14 protein-coding genes are annotated in these 15102 nt (G+C 64.7%); 4 read left to right on the top strand and 10 right to left on the bottom strand.

Going from position 1 to position 15102, the window contains the following annotated elements; translation table 11 throughout:
* Positions 1 to 8: 8 nt before the first annotated feature.
* The 3 genes from I6F20_RS15800 to I6F20_RS15810 all read left to right on the top strand — a co-directional run bounded on the left by I6F20_RS15800 (position 9) and on the right by I6F20_RS15810 (position 2870).
* A complete protein-coding gene (locus I6F20_RS15800) occupies positions 9 to 1322 on the top strand; it encodes a tetratricopeptide repeat protein (protein WP_225126892.1) in 1314 nt (437 codons plus the stop codon).
* A 251-nt stretch (positions 1323 to 1573) separates the two neighbouring features.
* Positions 1574 to 2152, top strand: a complete 579-nt coding sequence (locus I6F20_RS15805; protein WP_225126893.1) for a hypothetical protein — start codon at positions 1574 to 1576, stop codon at positions 2150 to 2152.
* A 415-nt stretch (positions 2153 to 2567) separates the two neighbouring features.
* On the top strand, positions 2568 to 2870 hold the full coding sequence (locus I6F20_RS15810) for a hypothetical protein (protein ID WP_036027019.1): 303 nt from the start codon (positions 2568 to 2570) through the stop codon (positions 2868 to 2870).
* Between the two features lie 50 nt (positions 2871 to 2920).
* On the opposite strand, the gene I6F20_RS15815 is transcribed toward I6F20_RS15810, so the two are convergent.
* The 9 genes from I6F20_RS15815 to I6F20_RS15855 all read right to left on the bottom strand — a co-directional run bounded on the left by I6F20_RS15815 (position 2921) and on the right by I6F20_RS15855 (position 12979).
* Positions 2921 to 4195 carry a flavin monoamine oxidase family protein gene (locus I6F20_RS15815; RefSeq protein WP_225126894.1) on the bottom strand — a complete coding sequence of 425 codons (1275 nt, stop codon included), beginning with the start codon at positions 4193 to 4195 and terminating at the stop codon, positions 2921 to 2923.
* Positions 4196 to 4204: 9 nt separating this feature from the next.
* The gene (locus I6F20_RS15820) at positions 4205 to 4912 is read right to left on the bottom strand and encodes a RibD family protein (RefSeq protein ID WP_225126895.1); all 708 of its coding nucleotides are present in this window, start codon (positions 4910 to 4912) and stop codon (positions 4205 to 4207) included.
* Between the two features lie 19 nt (positions 4913 to 4931).
* The gene (locus I6F20_RS15825) at positions 4932 to 5594 is read right to left on the bottom strand and encodes an FABP family protein (RefSeq protein ID WP_225126896.1); all 663 of its coding nucleotides are present in this window, start codon (positions 5592 to 5594) and stop codon (positions 4932 to 4934) included.
* Positions 5595 to 5783: 189 nt separating this feature from the next.
* A complete protein-coding gene (locus I6F20_RS15830) occupies positions 5784 to 6032 on the bottom strand; it encodes a hypothetical protein (RefSeq protein WP_225113365.1) in 249 nt (82 codons plus the stop codon).
* A 173-nt stretch (positions 6033 to 6205) separates the two neighbouring features.
* Complete coding sequence (locus tag I6F20_RS15835; protein ID WP_225126897.1) at positions 6206 to 8773, bottom strand: bifunctional diguanylate cyclase/phosphodiesterase; 2568 nt, start codon at positions 8771 to 8773, stop codon at positions 6206 to 6208.
* 339 nt (positions 8774 to 9112) lie between these two features.
* Positions 9113 to 9778, bottom strand: coding sequence for a DUF2182 domain-containing protein (locus I6F20_RS15840; protein WP_346276082.1), 666 nt, complete (start codon positions 9776 to 9778; stop codon positions 9113 to 9115).
* Positions 9779 to 9952: 174 nt separating this feature from the next.
* Positions 9953 to 10585, bottom strand: coding sequence for a DUF1326 domain-containing protein (locus tag I6F20_RS15845; RefSeq protein WP_225126899.1), 633 nt, complete (start codon positions 10583 to 10585; stop codon positions 9953 to 9955).
* Between the two features lie 486 nt (positions 10586 to 11071).
* Positions 11072 to 11896 carry an alpha/beta fold hydrolase gene (locus I6F20_RS15850; RefSeq protein WP_050996003.1) on the bottom strand — a complete coding sequence of 275 codons (825 nt, stop codon included), beginning with the start codon at positions 11894 to 11896 and terminating at the stop codon, positions 11072 to 11074.
* 63 nt (positions 11897 to 11959) lie between these two features.
* A complete protein-coding gene (locus I6F20_RS15855) occupies positions 11960 to 12979 on the bottom strand; it encodes an alcohol dehydrogenase catalytic domain-containing protein (protein ID WP_225126901.1) in 1020 nt (339 codons plus the stop codon).
* A gap of 147 nt (positions 12980 to 13126) precedes the next feature.
* On the opposite strand from I6F20_RS15855, the gene I6F20_RS15860 reads away from it, so the two are divergent.
* Entirely contained in the window at positions 13127 to 14068 is a 942-nt protein-coding gene (locus tag I6F20_RS15860) for a GlxA family transcriptional regulator (RefSeq protein WP_225126902.1), read from the top strand.
* Between the two features lie 109 nt (positions 14069 to 14177).
* Here the strand turns inward: I6F20_RS15860 and I6F20_RS15865 are convergent, their stop codons facing one another.
* On the bottom strand, positions 14178 to 14897 hold the full coding sequence (locus I6F20_RS15865) for a hypothetical protein (RefSeq protein ID WP_225126903.1): 720 nt from the start codon (positions 14895 to 14897) through the stop codon (positions 14178 to 14180).
* Between the last annotated feature and the right edge of the window lie 205 nt (positions 14898 to 15102).

Below are 15102 nucleotides of genomic sequence, written 5' to 3' on the forward strand. Positions count from 1 at the left end.
GGCCTTCGATGGCGCTTCAAGACCGCTACGGCCTGCCGCTCTCCACCACCTCGCACGAGGCAGCATCCGCCTATCGCGACGGCGTCGACCTCATGCTCGCGGGCTGGACCGGCACGGCGGAGATGCTGGAGCGCGCGATCGCGGCCGACCCTGATTTCGCGCTGGCCCACATCGCCCGCGGCCGCGTTCATGCCTTCTACCAGCAGGGCGATCTCGCGCGGCAAAAGGCGGCACGCGCGCGCGAGCTCGTGGCCGGGCGCGGCAGCGAGCGCGAGCGCTCGCATGTCGAGACGCTGGCGCTCGCGATCGAGGGCCGGCTGCCGGAGGCGATCGCATCGACGCTGAAGCATATCGACGCATGGCCCCGCGACGCATTGGTGCTGTCGCTGCCGCTTGGCGCGTTCGGCCTGTTCGCCTTCTCAGGCATGGCCGATCACGACCGCGCCCGGCACGAGCTCTGCGAACGCGTCGCCCCACATTACGGCGAGGACTGGTGGTTTCTCACCATGTCCGGCTGGGCGATGACGGAGAATGGCGACGTCGCGCGCGGCCGCGCCGTCACCGAGCGCGGCTTCAATCTGCGCCGGGAAAATGCCCACGCCGCGCACGCGGTGCTGCATGCGATGTTCGAGGATGGATCGACCGAGGACGCCGATCGTCTCGTCGACGAATGGCTGCCGGCTTATGACCGCTCCGGAATCCTCCACGGCCATATCCGTTGGCATCAGGCGCTCGGCGCGCTCGAGCATGGCGATGCGGCGCGGGCGCTCGCGATCTATGCCGACGTGCTTCGGCCCACTGCCACGCAGGCGCCGCCGCTCAACGTCATCACCGACAGCGCTTCGCTGCTGTGGCGCCTGTCGATGTACGGTCATGCGGTACCGAAGGCGCTGTGGCAGGAAGCCGACGCCGCCGCGCAAAAACTGTTTCCGAAATCGAGCCTGTCCTTTGCCGACGTCCACATGGCGCTATTCGCAGCCGCGACGCAGAATCGCGAAGCGCTCGCCGCCCGCCTTGCGGCGATCGAGCAGCGGCTTGCCGACGGCAAGCTGCCGGCGGGCCCTGTGGTGCCGGCGATCTTCCGCGCGCTCGCGGCTTTCACTGATGAGGATTACCGGACTTGCGTGCAGATGCTCGCGCCGGTGCTCGGCGAGGTCGTGCGCATCGGCGGCAGCCACGCCCAGCGCGAGCTGATCGAGGACACCTATATCGTCGCGCTCATGCGCAGCGGTGAGCTGCCCCGCGCCCGCGCCGTGCTGGACGCCCGCCTCCACCGCCGCCCCTCCTTCCGCGACAGGCGCTGGCAGGCGGCGATGGGTTAGGTTATTGTTTGAGCATGAGCCTTTCGGAAAACCGCTACGCACTTTTCCGGATCATGCCACGAAAAAAACACCGCCCTGATGGCATGTGCCCGCCGGGATGGATCGGGCGATTTGAACGAATCGCCGTCGGGGTGGCCGTGGTGGTATTCCAGACGGGATTTGCAGCACAAACGGGATCGCAACCAATTTGCGGCTCGATGGCTATGGTGCGGAACTCTTCCGCCATAGCCCCCTGGCTCATGAGCCCGACGATGCGCCTTCGCCGATTGGTCCTCGCCGCGCTGCTCGTGCTTGCGGCAAGTCCTTGTTTTGCCGAGACTTCCAAACCCGTTCCGGTCAATAATCCGCCCGCGCAGCCGAACGCCTTCATCGATCTCCTGGCGCTGATGTCCGGCCACTGCAAGACGTTCAGGGTCGCCGGCCGCACCTTGCCGTGCAAGACGGTGGCCTATGCCCATGGCGACACGGGCCGGGTCAATTTCGCCGTCGCGGTCGACGATCCCTCCGATGACAGCCACGTGGTGTCGTTCTCCGGCGAGAACGGCAAGCGCGCCGACGACAATTCCTACGAGCTGCGGATCGACCGCGTGCTGCTCAACTCCAAGAACCGCCCCAAGGTCGACGGCCTGCCCGTGCCCGCCGAGCAGACCTCGACCGGCATCTGCCGGCAGACCGGCAACTTCGCCGCCAGAAAGGTGAACGACGTCACCTGCTCGGCGACCGATAGCGAGGGCCGCAAATACGAGCTGCTGTTCGTCTCCGACGGCACCCCGGTCAGCGTGCGCCGCATCCGTCAGTCGGCCCCGTCGATCCAGGACCCGTTCAAGTAGGTCCGTGTCCGCTGGCGTCAACGTGTACGATCGCGCTGATGCCACGGAGCCCTGGCACTGCGCTCAGCTATCACGGTCGTACATTCATCGCAGACAAGGACGCGATCCTCGCTGCGCTCTCCGAGCGACACCGCTTTCCTAATCCGCATCCGCCACAGTTGCGAAAATCTACATGCGCCACTCTCGTGTCCCGGACTCGCACCGCATCGTCGAAGAGAAGCTGCGCCGCGTTCGGGGCGCGAGTCGCAGGCCATGCCTCTTCATGCGACGATAGATCGCGCGGCCTTCGCTCGTTCACAAACGTTAACGTGCGTTCATCGGGGAACTGAAAATCTGCGTCGTTTCGACGCCCGCAGTGGCTGGAACGCGCGGGATACTCATGTGTTGTCACACGACCTTCAACTGGAGTGATGACATGAAATATCTCATTGCCGCGATCGCCCTTGGTGCTGCGGCGTTGGCCGGTGGATCGGCGAGCGCGGCCGGCAATACAAGTGCCAAGCAGACCGCGCAGGAAAGCCAGACCACCGACATCAGCGCGCACCGCAGGCATTACCGCCACCATCATCATTGGCGGCATCATCACGGCTATTACCGGCCGTATTACAGGAGCTACGGCTATTACCCGCGGCACCACGGCTATTACGGCGGCGGGCCCTACGGCTATTACGGCGGAGGCCCCGGCGTGACGTTCAGCTTCGGCGGCGGCCGCTGGTAAGATCTGGAGACACACGCGACGAGAGGCCCGCATCAGATGCGGGCCTCTTTTCATTGTCCCCGAAGGATCATGTTCGCCGTCTCCAGGCCGCTCGCCAGTGCCGCCTCGACCGTGCCCATGTCGCGGCCGCGATAGAGCGCTTCGCCGGAAAACAGCACCAAGCCGTCGCCACGCGCGAGGATCGCCTGTGCCGCTCGGGTGCGCGGCGTCGCCCACGAATAGGCGCCGCGCGCGAACGGATCATGCGCCCAGTTGGTCGCGGCGGACGCCACCAGCTCGCGCGCGATGTGATCGCGCGGCAGGCCGAAGATTGCGGCGAGCGAGCCGAGCCCGGCATCGATCAATGCTCGCGCGTCGAGGCTTTCCAGCTCCGCCGTGCGCGGGCCGCCGAACCAGCCCGTCAGCACGGGATGCTGGTCCGGATAGCGCGTCCACCAGACCGGGATCGCCTCGTCCGAGAGCAGGAATGTCATGTCCGCAAGGTCTTCCTTGCGCTCGCGCCACCATGGCCGCGCGAAGCGCAGCAGGATCTTGATGACGTTGCCAAAGCCGATGTCGTCGACAGCAGCCAGCTTGGCACGCGCGCCTGCCGGTAGCGCGATCTCGCGCAGCAGCGGCAGCGGCACGGTGAGGATCATGCGGTCGCAGGCGTGCACGTCGCCGCCGGCGCAGCGAACGATCACCGCGCCGCCCTCCTCCGCAATCGCCGACACGACGCTGCCGAGGCGGATGGTGACGCCGTGCCTGCGGCAGTCGGCCGTCATCACGTCGATCATCGCGCCGTAGCCGCCTTCGATGCGCGCCTGCGGAGCGTGCCCGCCGTCCATCCATTCCGCGCGCAGCGCCAGCGTGGAGGCGCGTTCGGGATCGGCCGCGTCATAGCCTTCGACCATCCGCTCGATCGAATGGCGCAGCGGCGCGTAATTGTCGCCTGCAAAATGCCGGCGCAGGAAGTCGGCGACCGTGAGGTCGTCCTTCAAGTCCGCCAGCTTGGCCTGAAGCTCCGCTTCATGGGGATCGTCACGCGCCTCGCGTGTGAGCTTCGTCCCGTCAAAGCTCCACTGCTCGCCTTCGATCTCCTGAAGCGACAGGCCGGCCTCGCGCAGCAATGCGCGCGTGACCGGCGCCTCGCCATGGACGAACTCGGCGCCGCCGTCGGCGGCATAGCCGAACTGCGAGGCCGGCAGCGGATGAATGCGGCCGCCGCAGCGCTGACGCGCCTCCAGGATCGTCACCTTGCGGCCGGCACGCGCCAGCTCGCGCGCCGCCATCAGGCCGGCCGCGCCGGCGCCGACGATGACGATGTGCTCGGACGGATCGGACATGGCCGCGCCTTACCGGCTCACGGCTTGCGGATCGTTCTGGATCAGATAGCGCAGCAGCAGGACGTCGCCGCCGAGCTCGCGCGTGCTCTCCAGCGTCATCGCGGCGATCGGCGCGCGCCGGTCGCTGTCCGCTTCGGTGGAATCGAACACGAACGGGGCGCCCTTTGCGCCGTCGATCGCAGGGCTGAGGATCAGGTTGAATTCGTCGATGAGGCCGGCGCGCAGGAACGCGCCGTTGGCGACGCCGCCGCCCTCGACCAGCAGGCGCTTCACGCCGAGCTCGCGGCTGAGAATGTCCAGCGTCAGTGCGAGGTCGATCTCGGATTTGCCGGCAAAGATGTAGGACACGCCCTCGCCGCGGAGGCCAGCGAGATGCGAATCCGGGACATTCTCGGTCAGCACGACGACGATCGGATCGCCGCCGATCTCCGCGCGCCCCCAGCCGATCTTGCCCTCTGCATCGAGCACGACGCCGTAGCTCTTGGCATCGCGCCGGGCGAACCAGTGCTCGCGCGGAAATGTCGCGTTCGTCGCGGGATAGGGCCTGCCCTTGGCGAACTCCGAACCCGTAACGCGGCCGATCACCCAGGCATCGCCGCCGAGCTCATCATGGATCTTCTCGAACCAGTCCGTGCCCGCGCCCTTCGGACGCCAGCGGCTGGGATGCGTGCGCCCGTCGAGGCTGGAGTGCATCAGGCAGATGACATACGGTTTCATGCAATCCTCAGGGCAGCGCTCAGGCCGCGGGTCCACCGCGCGCGGCACGATCGTTCACGATCGCCGCCAGCGGATTGAGCTTGGGTGGCGCTATGAGCTGGAGCGTGTTGGTGTCGTGGTGATTGAACGGCGCGCCGCGCACGAACAACTCGGTCTGAATCAGATAGGTCCAGCTGCCGTCGTCGTTGAAGGTGATGTCGCAGCGGTAAGCATCGGTGCGAAAGGCCTGCTCCAGAAAATCGGTCGAGCAGATCCCGTAGGCGGTGTCGCCGCGCTTGGCAGTGACCGAGATCGTCTTGTCGTCGGGCCCGGCCTTGCCCGAGGCCAGCAGCACCTGCCCGCGCGGGATCGCCAGGGTCTGCATGATCAGCCCGGTCGCCGGCTCCCACAGCCAGTAGCCGACCTGGTCGTGGAAGGTGATGTCTTCCTCGGGCGTGTTGATGTGGATGTGGTACCGCAGCCCGTACAACAGCTGCGGCCCGTTGGCCTGCGGATCGATCGGATCCATGCGGATGTGCTCGATGAAGGTCCGCCGCTCCGGCCCTTCCGCCTTCGGATTGATGTCGATGCCCTTGTCCGCCTGCCAGGTGCCGGCAAGACGCCGAAGCGGGCCGAGATTGGCCAGGCCGTCGGGCGAGACGTCCTCGGGTTCGGTGAAGATATCGGCGGGAATGGGGAGCATGGCGGCCTCGCGGGGGTGCAGAGACCAGCCATAACACGGGCAGGCGGCGGCCTGAATTCAACTGTTAGCGGCACAGCGTCGGAGGCATTCGAGCCATGCGAGGATGCGCATTGCATCCCGCGCCCGCCTCTGGCGCTGCAGCCGGGCCGGTTGACGAAGACGCCGAGGCTGGCGCGCCCCCGCACCGCTTCAAGCCGCTTCCGACACCGATCTCGCACGCTGCTCGAGCACGCCGATCGTCGCGACCAGATTGTCGCGCCGGGCGCGAAGGTTGGCCGCGAGAAGCGGGTAGGTCGGCTGAACCGGGTCGAACACCCCGGCGCGCGCCTCTTCCTCGAGAATGTCGGTATTAATCAGCCGAACGCGCCACCATAAATCGGCGATCAACGCGTCGAGCCGGAGTTCGTCAACAGCACCAGAACGGGACACTTCCTGCATCACTTGCCTCAACCTGAAACGGCCTCTCCACCGAGGCCCGGGCTTGGGTCAGGACTGAGCAAGGGGAGTGCCAGGACGGGCGGGCGCAGGCTTCCGAACCGGCAATTAAGGAACGCTCTTCGGCCCAAGGGGCTGCCGTGGCGGGCATGATGAAAACGCCTGAGGCATTGACCTCACGCCACCCGCCGCTTCCGGCGCGCCGTGGGGGCTTGCCAGGAGAGTTCGGTGAGCGGCACGGGCTTGCTGAAGTGAAATCCCTGGCCGAGCGGGATGCCGAGTGATTGGAGCCGTCTGACCTGTTCGGAGGACTCGACCCCCTCGGCGACGATCGACAGCTTCAGCGTCTTTGCCAGCTGCACGATGGATTTCAGCACGGCGACGGTCTCGCAGCGATCGATCCTGTCGATGAAGGATTTGTCGATCTTGACCTTGTCGAAAGGAAACGCCGTCAAATAGGACAACGACGAGTATCCGACACCGAAATCGTCGAGGGCAATGGAGACGCCGAGCGCCTTGAGGCGCTGGAGCGTCCTGAGGTTCTCCTCGGTGTCGGCGAGAAAAACGCTCTCGGTGATCTCGAGCTCGAGCCGGGTCTGCGGAAGCCCGCTCTGCGTCAACGCAAAGGTCACGGTGTCGACGAGATTGGCGCTGGCAAATTGCAGGGCGGAGAGATTGACAGCGACCTTGATGTCGCCCGGCATGCTCATCGCATCGCGGCAGGCCCTGGCGAGCACCTGGTGGCCGAGCTCGACGATCAGTCCCCCCGCCTCGGCAACCGCAATGAACTCCGCCGGAGGGACGTAGCCCCTGGTGGCGTGATGCCAGCGCGCCAGGGCCTCGACCGATTTTACCCGACCAGTGCCGAGCTCGATCACAGGCTGATAAAACAGCTCTATCTCCTCGCGCCAGATCGCTTCACGCAGCTCGATCTCGAGCACGTTGCGTTGATCCGCTTCCGCCTTGAGCTCCGGTGAATAGACGTGGAAGCAGTTTCTGCTGGCATTCTTCGACCTGTAGAGCGCAAGATCGGCGTTGCGAAGGATCTCGTCGACCCGCGTGCCGTGCTCGGGCACGAGCGCAAGGCCAATGCTACAGCCGCTCACGACGGGGTGGCCATCGATGTGAAAGGGTTCGGCAATGGCCTCGACCAGCCGCGCGGCCAGGCTTTCAGCGCCCTCGCGCATCGCGGCCCCGCCGGGTGCGACGATGACGGCAAATTCGTCGCCGCCGATTCGCGCCGCCGTATCGGCATCACGGATCTGCGCCTTGATCCGGTCGGCAACCTGCTTCAGCAACGCGTCGCCGCATTGATGGCCGAGCGCATCATTGACCGACTTGAACTTGTCGAGATCGAGCAGGAGTACGGCGAACGCGGGCTCCGGCCGGCGCGGGCGGGCCAGCGCCTCGTCGATGCGCTCCTTGAACAGATTGCGATTGGCAAGGCCGGTCAGGCTGTCGTAATGCGCGAGCCGCTCGATGCGGTCCGCCGACGCCTTGCGCTCGGTGATGTCCTCATGCGTGGCAACCCAGCCGCCGTCCTCGCGCCGGCCGTAGGAGATGTAGACGACCCGGCCGTCCGGAAACTGCACGGTGTTCGAGATCTGCTCCGACTGGGCGAGCCGGTTCTTCAAATCGACGAGGTACGCCTCGACGTCGAGCACGGCGGTCTGCTTCGCGAACACCTCCCGGAAGTCCATGCCGATCCGGATGTCTTCCGGCACGAGGTCGTAAAGTTCGAGCCATTGCCGGTTGAACGCGATCAGACGGTCGCGGCCATCGAACATGCTCAAGCCCTGGGGGAGGTTCCTGAGCGCATCCTCGAACTTGCTGGCGAAATCGCGCCGCTCGCGGTGGGCGCGATCCAGCGCCTGCTGCCGTCGCCAATGAAATGTCGTCGCGGCGAGGATGATGAACGTGAGCAGCACCGCGCCGCCGAGATAGACCTTCTGCCTGAAGGCGGAGCGGGAATAGATCTCCTGCTCCGAAATGCCGACGGTGAAGATGAGCGGAAACGCGCGCGACCTGCGCGCCGTGATCAGTCGGTCGCTGCGGTCCGGTCGGTTCTCGTTCCAATATTGCGCATAGAAGCCGTCGCCCAGTTCGCCCGCGACGCGGCTCGGCGCGCTTTGTCCCAGCACTGACCCCTGGTCCACGCCCCGGGCGGCGAGCACCACGTGGCTCGCATTCCTGAGCACCAGCGTTCCCCCGACGCCGAGCTTTGCGGTGTCGTAGAACCTGCCGACGACGTCGACGCTGATCGAGCCGACAACCACGCCGACCCGATTGCCGCCGAGATCGAACAGCTTTCTCGCGAGCTGTATCGTCCACTTTTTGGACGCGCGGCCCAGCACCGGCTTCGCCACGTAAAGGCGATCGTCGACCTGCGACATGGTATGAATGAAGTGCTCGCGATCACCGAGATAAAGTGGCGGACCGGAATAGCCCGCCGTCGTCTCGGTCATGTATCCGTCCGATCCGATCAGAGCGAACTGGACCACGTCGCCGGTGGCGAGGCGGGCCTTGTCGGACCAGAACTTCAGGCTGAAGGCCTGCGGATCCTGGGCGTAGAGTGCCTGTACCACCAGCAACGACTGATCCACGCGCTCGAAGATGCGCTCGGTGTTCTCCTCGAACAATTCGGCGACGCTGTTGCCGTGCGACCGCGCTTGCTGGATCGCGTCCATCCGCTCGGAGGCGGTGATTGCGAAATAGCCGATCCAGACCAGGGGGAGAAAGAACAATGCGATCTGCAGCGGAGCATTCCGCAGGATCGCTCTTCCGGCTTTGCGAACTGCCCCTGCGGGAATCACGACGCGCACCCCCGCTTCGGCCGCCAGGGCAGAACTGCGCTCGCCCGCAGTATTGGCATCGCCTTGTCTCCGCCTCGACTGCACAGGGACACCCGCGCGGGTGCCGTTCATAGCGCGAAGGTAGCCGAAACAGCCTTAAGTTTTTGTTTGGAGGAAGCTCAATTCTTCAGCTCAAAGCCTCCGTATCATCACGGAGGTCGGCTGGTATTGGGCAATCAGGCACATCGCCATGTCGCAAGCGGCACATTTTAACCGTCTTTGGACCGTTTTTCACATCGCGCGCGCAAGGACGATCGTGCCGGACAGGATGAGGAGCGCGCCTGCCGCATAACTCAACCGTTGGCCGAACGGCAGCAGCTTCTCGGCGGCGACATAGAGCGCGATGCCGATGATCCAGGCCAGGTTCATCACGCCGCCGACGAACAGCAATACCATCAGAAACCAGCAGCAGCCGACGCAGTAGCTGCCGTGGCGAAGTCCCATCCGGAATGCGCCGCGCGTGCCGGGCCGCCAATATCGACTGAGAAACAACAGCGGACTGTCGCAGTAGCGCAGGCAGGCCTGTTTGAGCGGCGTGAACTGATAGAGCCCTGCTGCAATCAGCACGCCGCCGCCCAGAATCGCGCTGGTGCTTGCCATCGCCATTGACAGCAACCCGAAGCGTTCGAATGCTGCTTGCACCAGGACCGCAGCGAGACTGAACCCGGCCCACGTCACGAGATAACCGGCGAGAAAGATCCAGCTATCGATTGCGGCGCGGGAGGCAGCCTCCTGCCTTCGCTTGACGGTCGCATACAGGAGAACGGTGGGCACCGCGCTCGGCGCCATCATCGCGACCATCATCACCCACCACATCACGAACAGCAGCGCGCCATAGAACGGCGTCCACGGCATCGGCGCCATGTCCGGCATGTCGGCCATCATCTCGGTGTCCATGCCGGCGCCCGCAGCGAGATAGGCCCAGGCGAGCGCGACCACTGCGGCGGTCCCGATCGCGACGATCAGCCGGTCGCGGTGGAGCAAGTGTTCGAGTATCGAGCGCTCCTGCATCGACTTGTCCATAGCGACGAGGAGCTGACACCGAGATCTTGTGTCGGTGTCAGCGCCGCATCATGCCGCAACGCCCTTAGGCGTCTGCACGACATTGGCGAGCGAGCTATGCGTAGCGCGGGTCTCGAACCGGATCGCGCCGGTCGAGCGGATGTCGGCGGATGCGACCTCGGCCGTCCGATGTTCGAACCCTTCGGGCATGACCACCTGGATGCGGTGCGGATCACCGGTCACCGGATTCTTGATCGGCTCGACATCGGTCTCGAGCACGCCCTTGGCGACGAGTCTTGCGACGCGTCCGTCCTTGTCGAAGGAGAACTCGAACGGCACAAACACGGGATCATGGATCTTGGTGACGATCATGCTGACGATCTGGAACAGCGTGCCTTCGGCCGAATGCTTACCGGAGAAGATATCGAACAACGCCTGTCGCTGCTCCGCCGTGGCGCGTTCGTCGATGATGGGCTGGATTGTCCCGTTGCCCTCATGCAGCGGCCCGGGGAAATCGACCGTGATCGCAAAGCAGAGACCATCGAGCCTGGTCCCTTCGAAATGTCCCTTGGCGATCCGCATGGCGACCAATCCCTTGCAATAGCCTTGGGTCGGCCGTGCGTTGAAATCGCAGGGGCAGCCGAACGCACAGGTGCAGTTCTTCATCCATTCGCCTTCGAGACGCCAGTCCGATGCAGTCATGGCACATCTCCTGATGTGAGCGGGGACGCGGCAGCCGTTGACGAATTTGTTCAGCGTTCTTGTCGAAGCAATGCGAAATGGCGCGAGCGGGATCGAGGTCCGATCAGAAGGCCGGCATCGCAGAAAAGTATGGTGGCGAGCTGCCGTTTACTGTCGGAGGATCATATCAGCGGCGGCCGGCTGCGTATAGCGGACGAGGGTCGTGGCTCGGGGGCAGCTACAGCTCGGGGGATGTCCGACGTCCGGGGCGTGGTGCGCAGGGGCGGGATGCGCTCTCCGACGCTCTTGTAATTGAAATATCGAGAGAATTTCTAGCAAGCAACAAGAACGTATTGGCATGAGTGAGCACGTCCGGCTTTCCCTTCGGATTCCAGAGGATGCCAAATTGGTGAAGCCGCGCCGTGAGGAACGAGAACTGCCGAAACCGATCGAGGCCGCCATGGGCTTCGATCGCCAGTTGCTGAAGATTGGCATCGATCTCTTCCCTCACTCGTCCAGGAAGGTTCGGCAATGGGCGACGAACCTCGCTGGATACTGGAACAGCGCGCCGTGGCCGGAGTCCGGATAGAGAACGAGCTGGGCGTTCTTCATAGCCTTGAACATGTTGTAGGCGTTGATGCTCGGAAACATCGTGTCGTCGCTGCCGTGCACGATGAGCGTAGGCTGCGCGATGGCGCCGAGCGTCGCTTCGCCTTCATGCTTCCTGGCGCACCAGCCAATGATTGCCTTCGCCTGCGCGTTGCTGACATCCTCGCCGCTGTCCGGATCACGATCCTCCTTGCGCATGGTTGCGCGGGCGACGAAAGCGCGGCCGGCGCGCTGACTTTCTTCGGAGGGTGTGAAGAACAGGGGCAACCGCACATCCGTCCCGCTTTGAGCGAAGGCTTCGTCGACTACGGCGAGCAGATGTTCCTCGCCCCCGCGCGGTGCAGCGCCGGCGATGATGAGCTTGCGGATCAAGCCGGGGTGCTGCACGGCAAGCACTTGGGTGAGCATGCCGCCGAGGGAGAAGCCGAGGAGGTCAACCTTTGGCAGATCAAGGCCTCGTATGAATGTCTCGGCATCCGAGGCCATCTGCTCCACCGTGTCGGGCGTCCGGCCGGTGGAGGTGCCTATGCCGAGATTGTTGAACGCAATGACCGGCCGCGTTTCAGCAAGGCTATTCACCACTGCCGGATCCCAGGCATCCATCGTCCCGGTGAAGTGCTGCAGCAGGATGAGCGGCGTCCCGGCCGTCGGGCCGAGCCGCCGGAAGGCGAAGCGCACATCGCCGACGTTCAAAGATTCTGTTCTAGCGGTTTCGAGCGACATGGTTGCTCCTTTGTGAGTTGCATTTGCTTGATGCGGAGTCGATCCTGATGATTGGCAGCGCATCTACATGGTGAGGACGATGCGAAAGCGGGCTTCGCCCGCCATCATCTTGCGATACGCTTCCGGCGCGCGTTCTAGCGGCATCGTCTCGATCATGGCGGCAACGCCAGCGAGCGAGCTGAACCGCAAGGTGGCATCGGCGGTCGCTGGATCGCCGGTCAAGGCGCCTTCGATCGAGCGCTCGCCGAACAGGAGGTCGGACGTCGCGATCTTCGCAGGTTCGGGAGATGCGCCGAGCGCGATGATCCGGCCGCGCGGCCGAAGCCCCTTCACCGCGTCTGCCACAGCGCTACCACCTGACGCGGTGATGACGACGAGCTGCGCGCCGCCCAGATCCTGCAGCGCGGAAGCAACCGCGACGCTCGAGCTGTCGACATAATGGTGGGCGCCAAGCTTTCCGGCGAGACCACCTTTGTCCGGTCCGCGCCCAATCGCCACGACCTCGAAGCCCATGCGCCGGGCGAACTGCACGGCGAGGTGCCCGAGGCCGCCAATGCCGATCACGGCGACCAGATCGCCGGCGCGAGCGGGAGAGTTGCGGAGCGCGCTGAAGGTCGTCAGTCCGGCGCAGAGCAGCGGAGCGGCGTCTTCCGAGGCGAGCCCATCGGGAATCGACACGAGGCCACTTGAGCGCGCGAGCATGTACTGCGCGTAGCCCCCGTCATGATGAACGCCGGTGAACTCCTGGTTCCGGCAATTGACGAGATCGCCGCCGCGGCACTCTGCACAGTGTCCGCAACTACCTCCGAGGAAGCCGATGCCGACGCGCTGCCCGAGCGTCCAACCCTCGACGTTGCTGCCGACCGCGTCGATCACGCCTACAGCCTCGTGGCCCGGCACGCGCGGCCATTGGATCGGAAAAGCCCCTTCGACGGTCGCGGCGTCGGAGTGGCAGACACCGCAGGCCTCGACGCGAAGGCGGACCTGCCCGGGGCCGGGATCGACAAGCGGCTTTTGCGTCAGTTCGAGCTGTCCCGGCGCGACGGCCTGAACAGCGCTGTATGTCGTCGGATCGCTCGACATGAAAGCTCCAAGGTCTGAAAAACCTGTCGGAGCGCTACCAGCGGCCTGCCCAAGCCGACAGGACGTAGATGCCATCATTCCGGCCATGCATGGCGAAACATCGCTGGAACGACCATCTAGGCGATTAGCAACCGTCGCGGAGAAAGCATGAAGATCGGCCTCGTCCTTTGCCCGAGTTTCCAACCCGTCTGCTTCGGAGCCGTCGCAGCGTTCGACGTGGCCAACAAGCAGGCCGGCGAGAAGGTCTATGACGTGCGCGTCCTCTCGGAGGAAGGAGGACTGGTCGCCTCGTCATCCGGCATGCAGGTCATGACGGACCCAATCGACGATGCTCGCTATGACACGCTGATCGTCGCCGCGGGCCTGGAGATACCGACCTCGTCGCCGGGATTGGTTCGGCTGCTTCGCGCTGCTGCTCGCGACGCGCGCCGCGTCGCCGCCATCTGCCTGGGCTCGTTCGTCCTGGGAGATGCGGGCTTGCTGAACGGCCGGCGCGCCACCACGCATTGGCGTTACGCGCAGGCGCTGCAGGACCGTTTCCCCAGCTGCGAGGTCGACATGGACAAGATCTTCATCGCGGACGGACCGATATGGACGTCAGCCGGCATGACCGCGGGAACGGACCTGGTCGTGGGCATGATCGAGCGCGACCACGGCTCCGATATTGCCCGTTCGGTCGCGAAGGGCATGGTCATGTACCATCGCCGCTCAGGCGGACAGTCCCAGCATTCCACTTTGCTGGACCTCGGCGCGAATGAAGATCGGGTCCAGCGCGTGCTGAACTACGCTCGTCAGAACCTTGCCGAAAACCTCACCGTTGACGAGCTTGCCGAGGCCGCGTGCCTCAGCCCCCGGCAGTTCACGCGGCTGTTTCGGGCGGAAACCGGCACCACGCCCGCAAAGGCGGTCGAAGCGTTGCGTGTCGAAGCCGCGAAGTTGATGCTGGAACAAAGTCGGTTGCCGATCGAGGTCATCGCTCGCGAGGTGGGGTTCGCGAACCGAGAGCGGATGCGTCTGGCGTTTGCGCGCGTGCTTGGGGAGGTCCCTAGAGCCATCCGCAATGATGCCGGACCGCTGGCCGCACTATGATCGACGCGCGACCGCGGCAATGCGTGTGAGAAGGCGGCCCATGTCGGATCAATCGTCATAAGGCCACCGGCTTCTCACGCCGTCGAGTTTGGATTCCAAAGGCTCATCGCTAGCTGAGCCGGATGTTGGAAAGATCGATCGAAACGACGAGGGGCTCGGTGCTGAAGCTGCCGTCTGGCTGGCGGGAATAGATCCGGCGTTTCGTCGGGAATTTGATGCCCGAGACTTCCGTGTAGTCTTCGATGATATGCGCGCCGGGCGTGTTGCCGGAGATCTCGACGTTGTAGTCGTGGCGCTTCAGCAGCCCCTCACCGTCGAAATAGAGCGTCTGCACGGTGCTGTGCGTCGCGATCTCTGCCGGAAATCGCACCGCAAGGCGGCGCCAGTCTCCGCTGTCGGTCGGCCAGGGCTCCAGTTCCTCGGTCTCAAGTCTCGGCCAGGCAAGCGGGAACGGCATGTTCAGATAGGTCCACATCGCGCAGCCGGCGAAGTAGGCGAGTTGCAGTTCAGTCCACGGCGTTTGCAACTCATGGCCGGCAAAGCTCGCGCGCGGCTCAAGCAGCTCTTCGAGAACCGTTCCGTTGTCTGCTTCCAGAGCCACCCGGCTCGGCTCAAAGCGCGAGCGGCGATGGTCAGCGCCGAACGGAGCGTGTGACGCCCACTGCCTCTTCAGACCCACGGTGACGTTGGTCCGCTCGAGGGTGACTGCCTGTCCCTTCAAGGACCACAGGACGCCGCCCTGCACAAGATCGGCCGACACCTGCTCGAACTGCCGCCACCGATCGAGGCCTCCATGGGCTTCGATGGCTATATCCTTGAGTTGCTTCATGGTTGGGCTCCTGCGGAAGCCGCGCGGGATCGCGCAGCCTTTAGCGGGAGCCTAGGCGGTCGGCCAAGCCTGCCGAACGACTTAGATGCCTTGATTCCAGACGCCGCCGCGCGCCGGGTTTTCCAGATGCCTCTTGGCAAGCTCCAGGAAGAGAAAAGAAAAACGCGAGCGCGCTTCGCGCCGGTCATCTGGCAAGCGCTATCGT

This window comes from Bradyrhizobium sp. IC3123, from assembly GCF_020193625.1.
GTDB lineage: Bacteria > Pseudomonadota > Alphaproteobacteria > Rhizobiales > Xanthobacteraceae > Bradyrhizobium > Bradyrhizobium yuanmingense.

Coding starts and splice junctions, on each gene's coding strand:
- I6F20_RS15855 (WP_225126901.1), bottom strand. CDS start 12,979: ATGTCGAGCGATCCGACGACATACAGCGCTGTTCAGGCCGTCGCGCCG.
- I6F20_RS15800 (WP_225126892.1), top strand. CDS start 9: ATGGCGCTTCAAGACCGCTACGGCCTGCCGCTCTCCACCACCTCGCAC.
- I6F20_RS15840 (WP_346276082.1), bottom strand. CDS start 9,778: ATGGACACCGAGATGATGGCCGACATGCCGGACATGGCGCCGATGCCG.
- I6F20_RS15830 (WP_225113365.1), bottom strand. CDS start 6,032: ATGCAGGAAGTGTCCCGTTCTGGTGCTGTTGACGAACTCCGGCTCGAC.
- I6F20_RS15820 (WP_225126895.1), bottom strand. CDS start 4,912: ATGAAACCGTATGTCATCTGCCTGATGCACTCCAGCCTCGACGGGCGC.
- I6F20_RS15825 (WP_225126896.1), bottom strand. CDS start 5,594: ATGCTCCCCATTCCCGCCGATATCTTCACCGAACCCGAGGACGTCTCG.
- I6F20_RS15810 (WP_036027019.1), top strand. CDS start 2,568: ATGAAATATCTCATTGCCGCGATCGCCCTTGGTGCTGCGGCGTTGGCC.
- I6F20_RS15815 (WP_225126894.1), bottom strand. CDS start 4,195: ATGTCCGATCCGTCCGAGCACATCGTCATCGTCGGCGCCGGCGCGGCC.
- I6F20_RS15805 (WP_225126893.1), top strand. CDS start 1,574: ATGCGCCTTCGCCGATTGGTCCTCGCCGCGCTGCTCGTGCTTGCGGCA.
- I6F20_RS15850 (WP_050996003.1), bottom strand. CDS start 11,896: ATGTCGCTCGAAACCGCTAGAACAGAATCTTTGAACGTCGGCGATGTG.
- I6F20_RS15860 (WP_225126902.1), top strand. CDS start 13,127: ATGAAGATCGGCCTCGTCCTTTGCCCGAGTTTCCAACCCGTCTGCTTC.
- I6F20_RS15845 (WP_225126899.1), bottom strand. CDS start 10,585: ATGACTGCATCGGACTGGCGTCTCGAAGGCGAATGGATGAAGAACTGC.
- I6F20_RS15865 (WP_225126903.1), bottom strand. CDS start 14,897: ATGAAGCAACTCAAGGATATAGCCATCGAAGCCCATGGAGGCCTCGAT.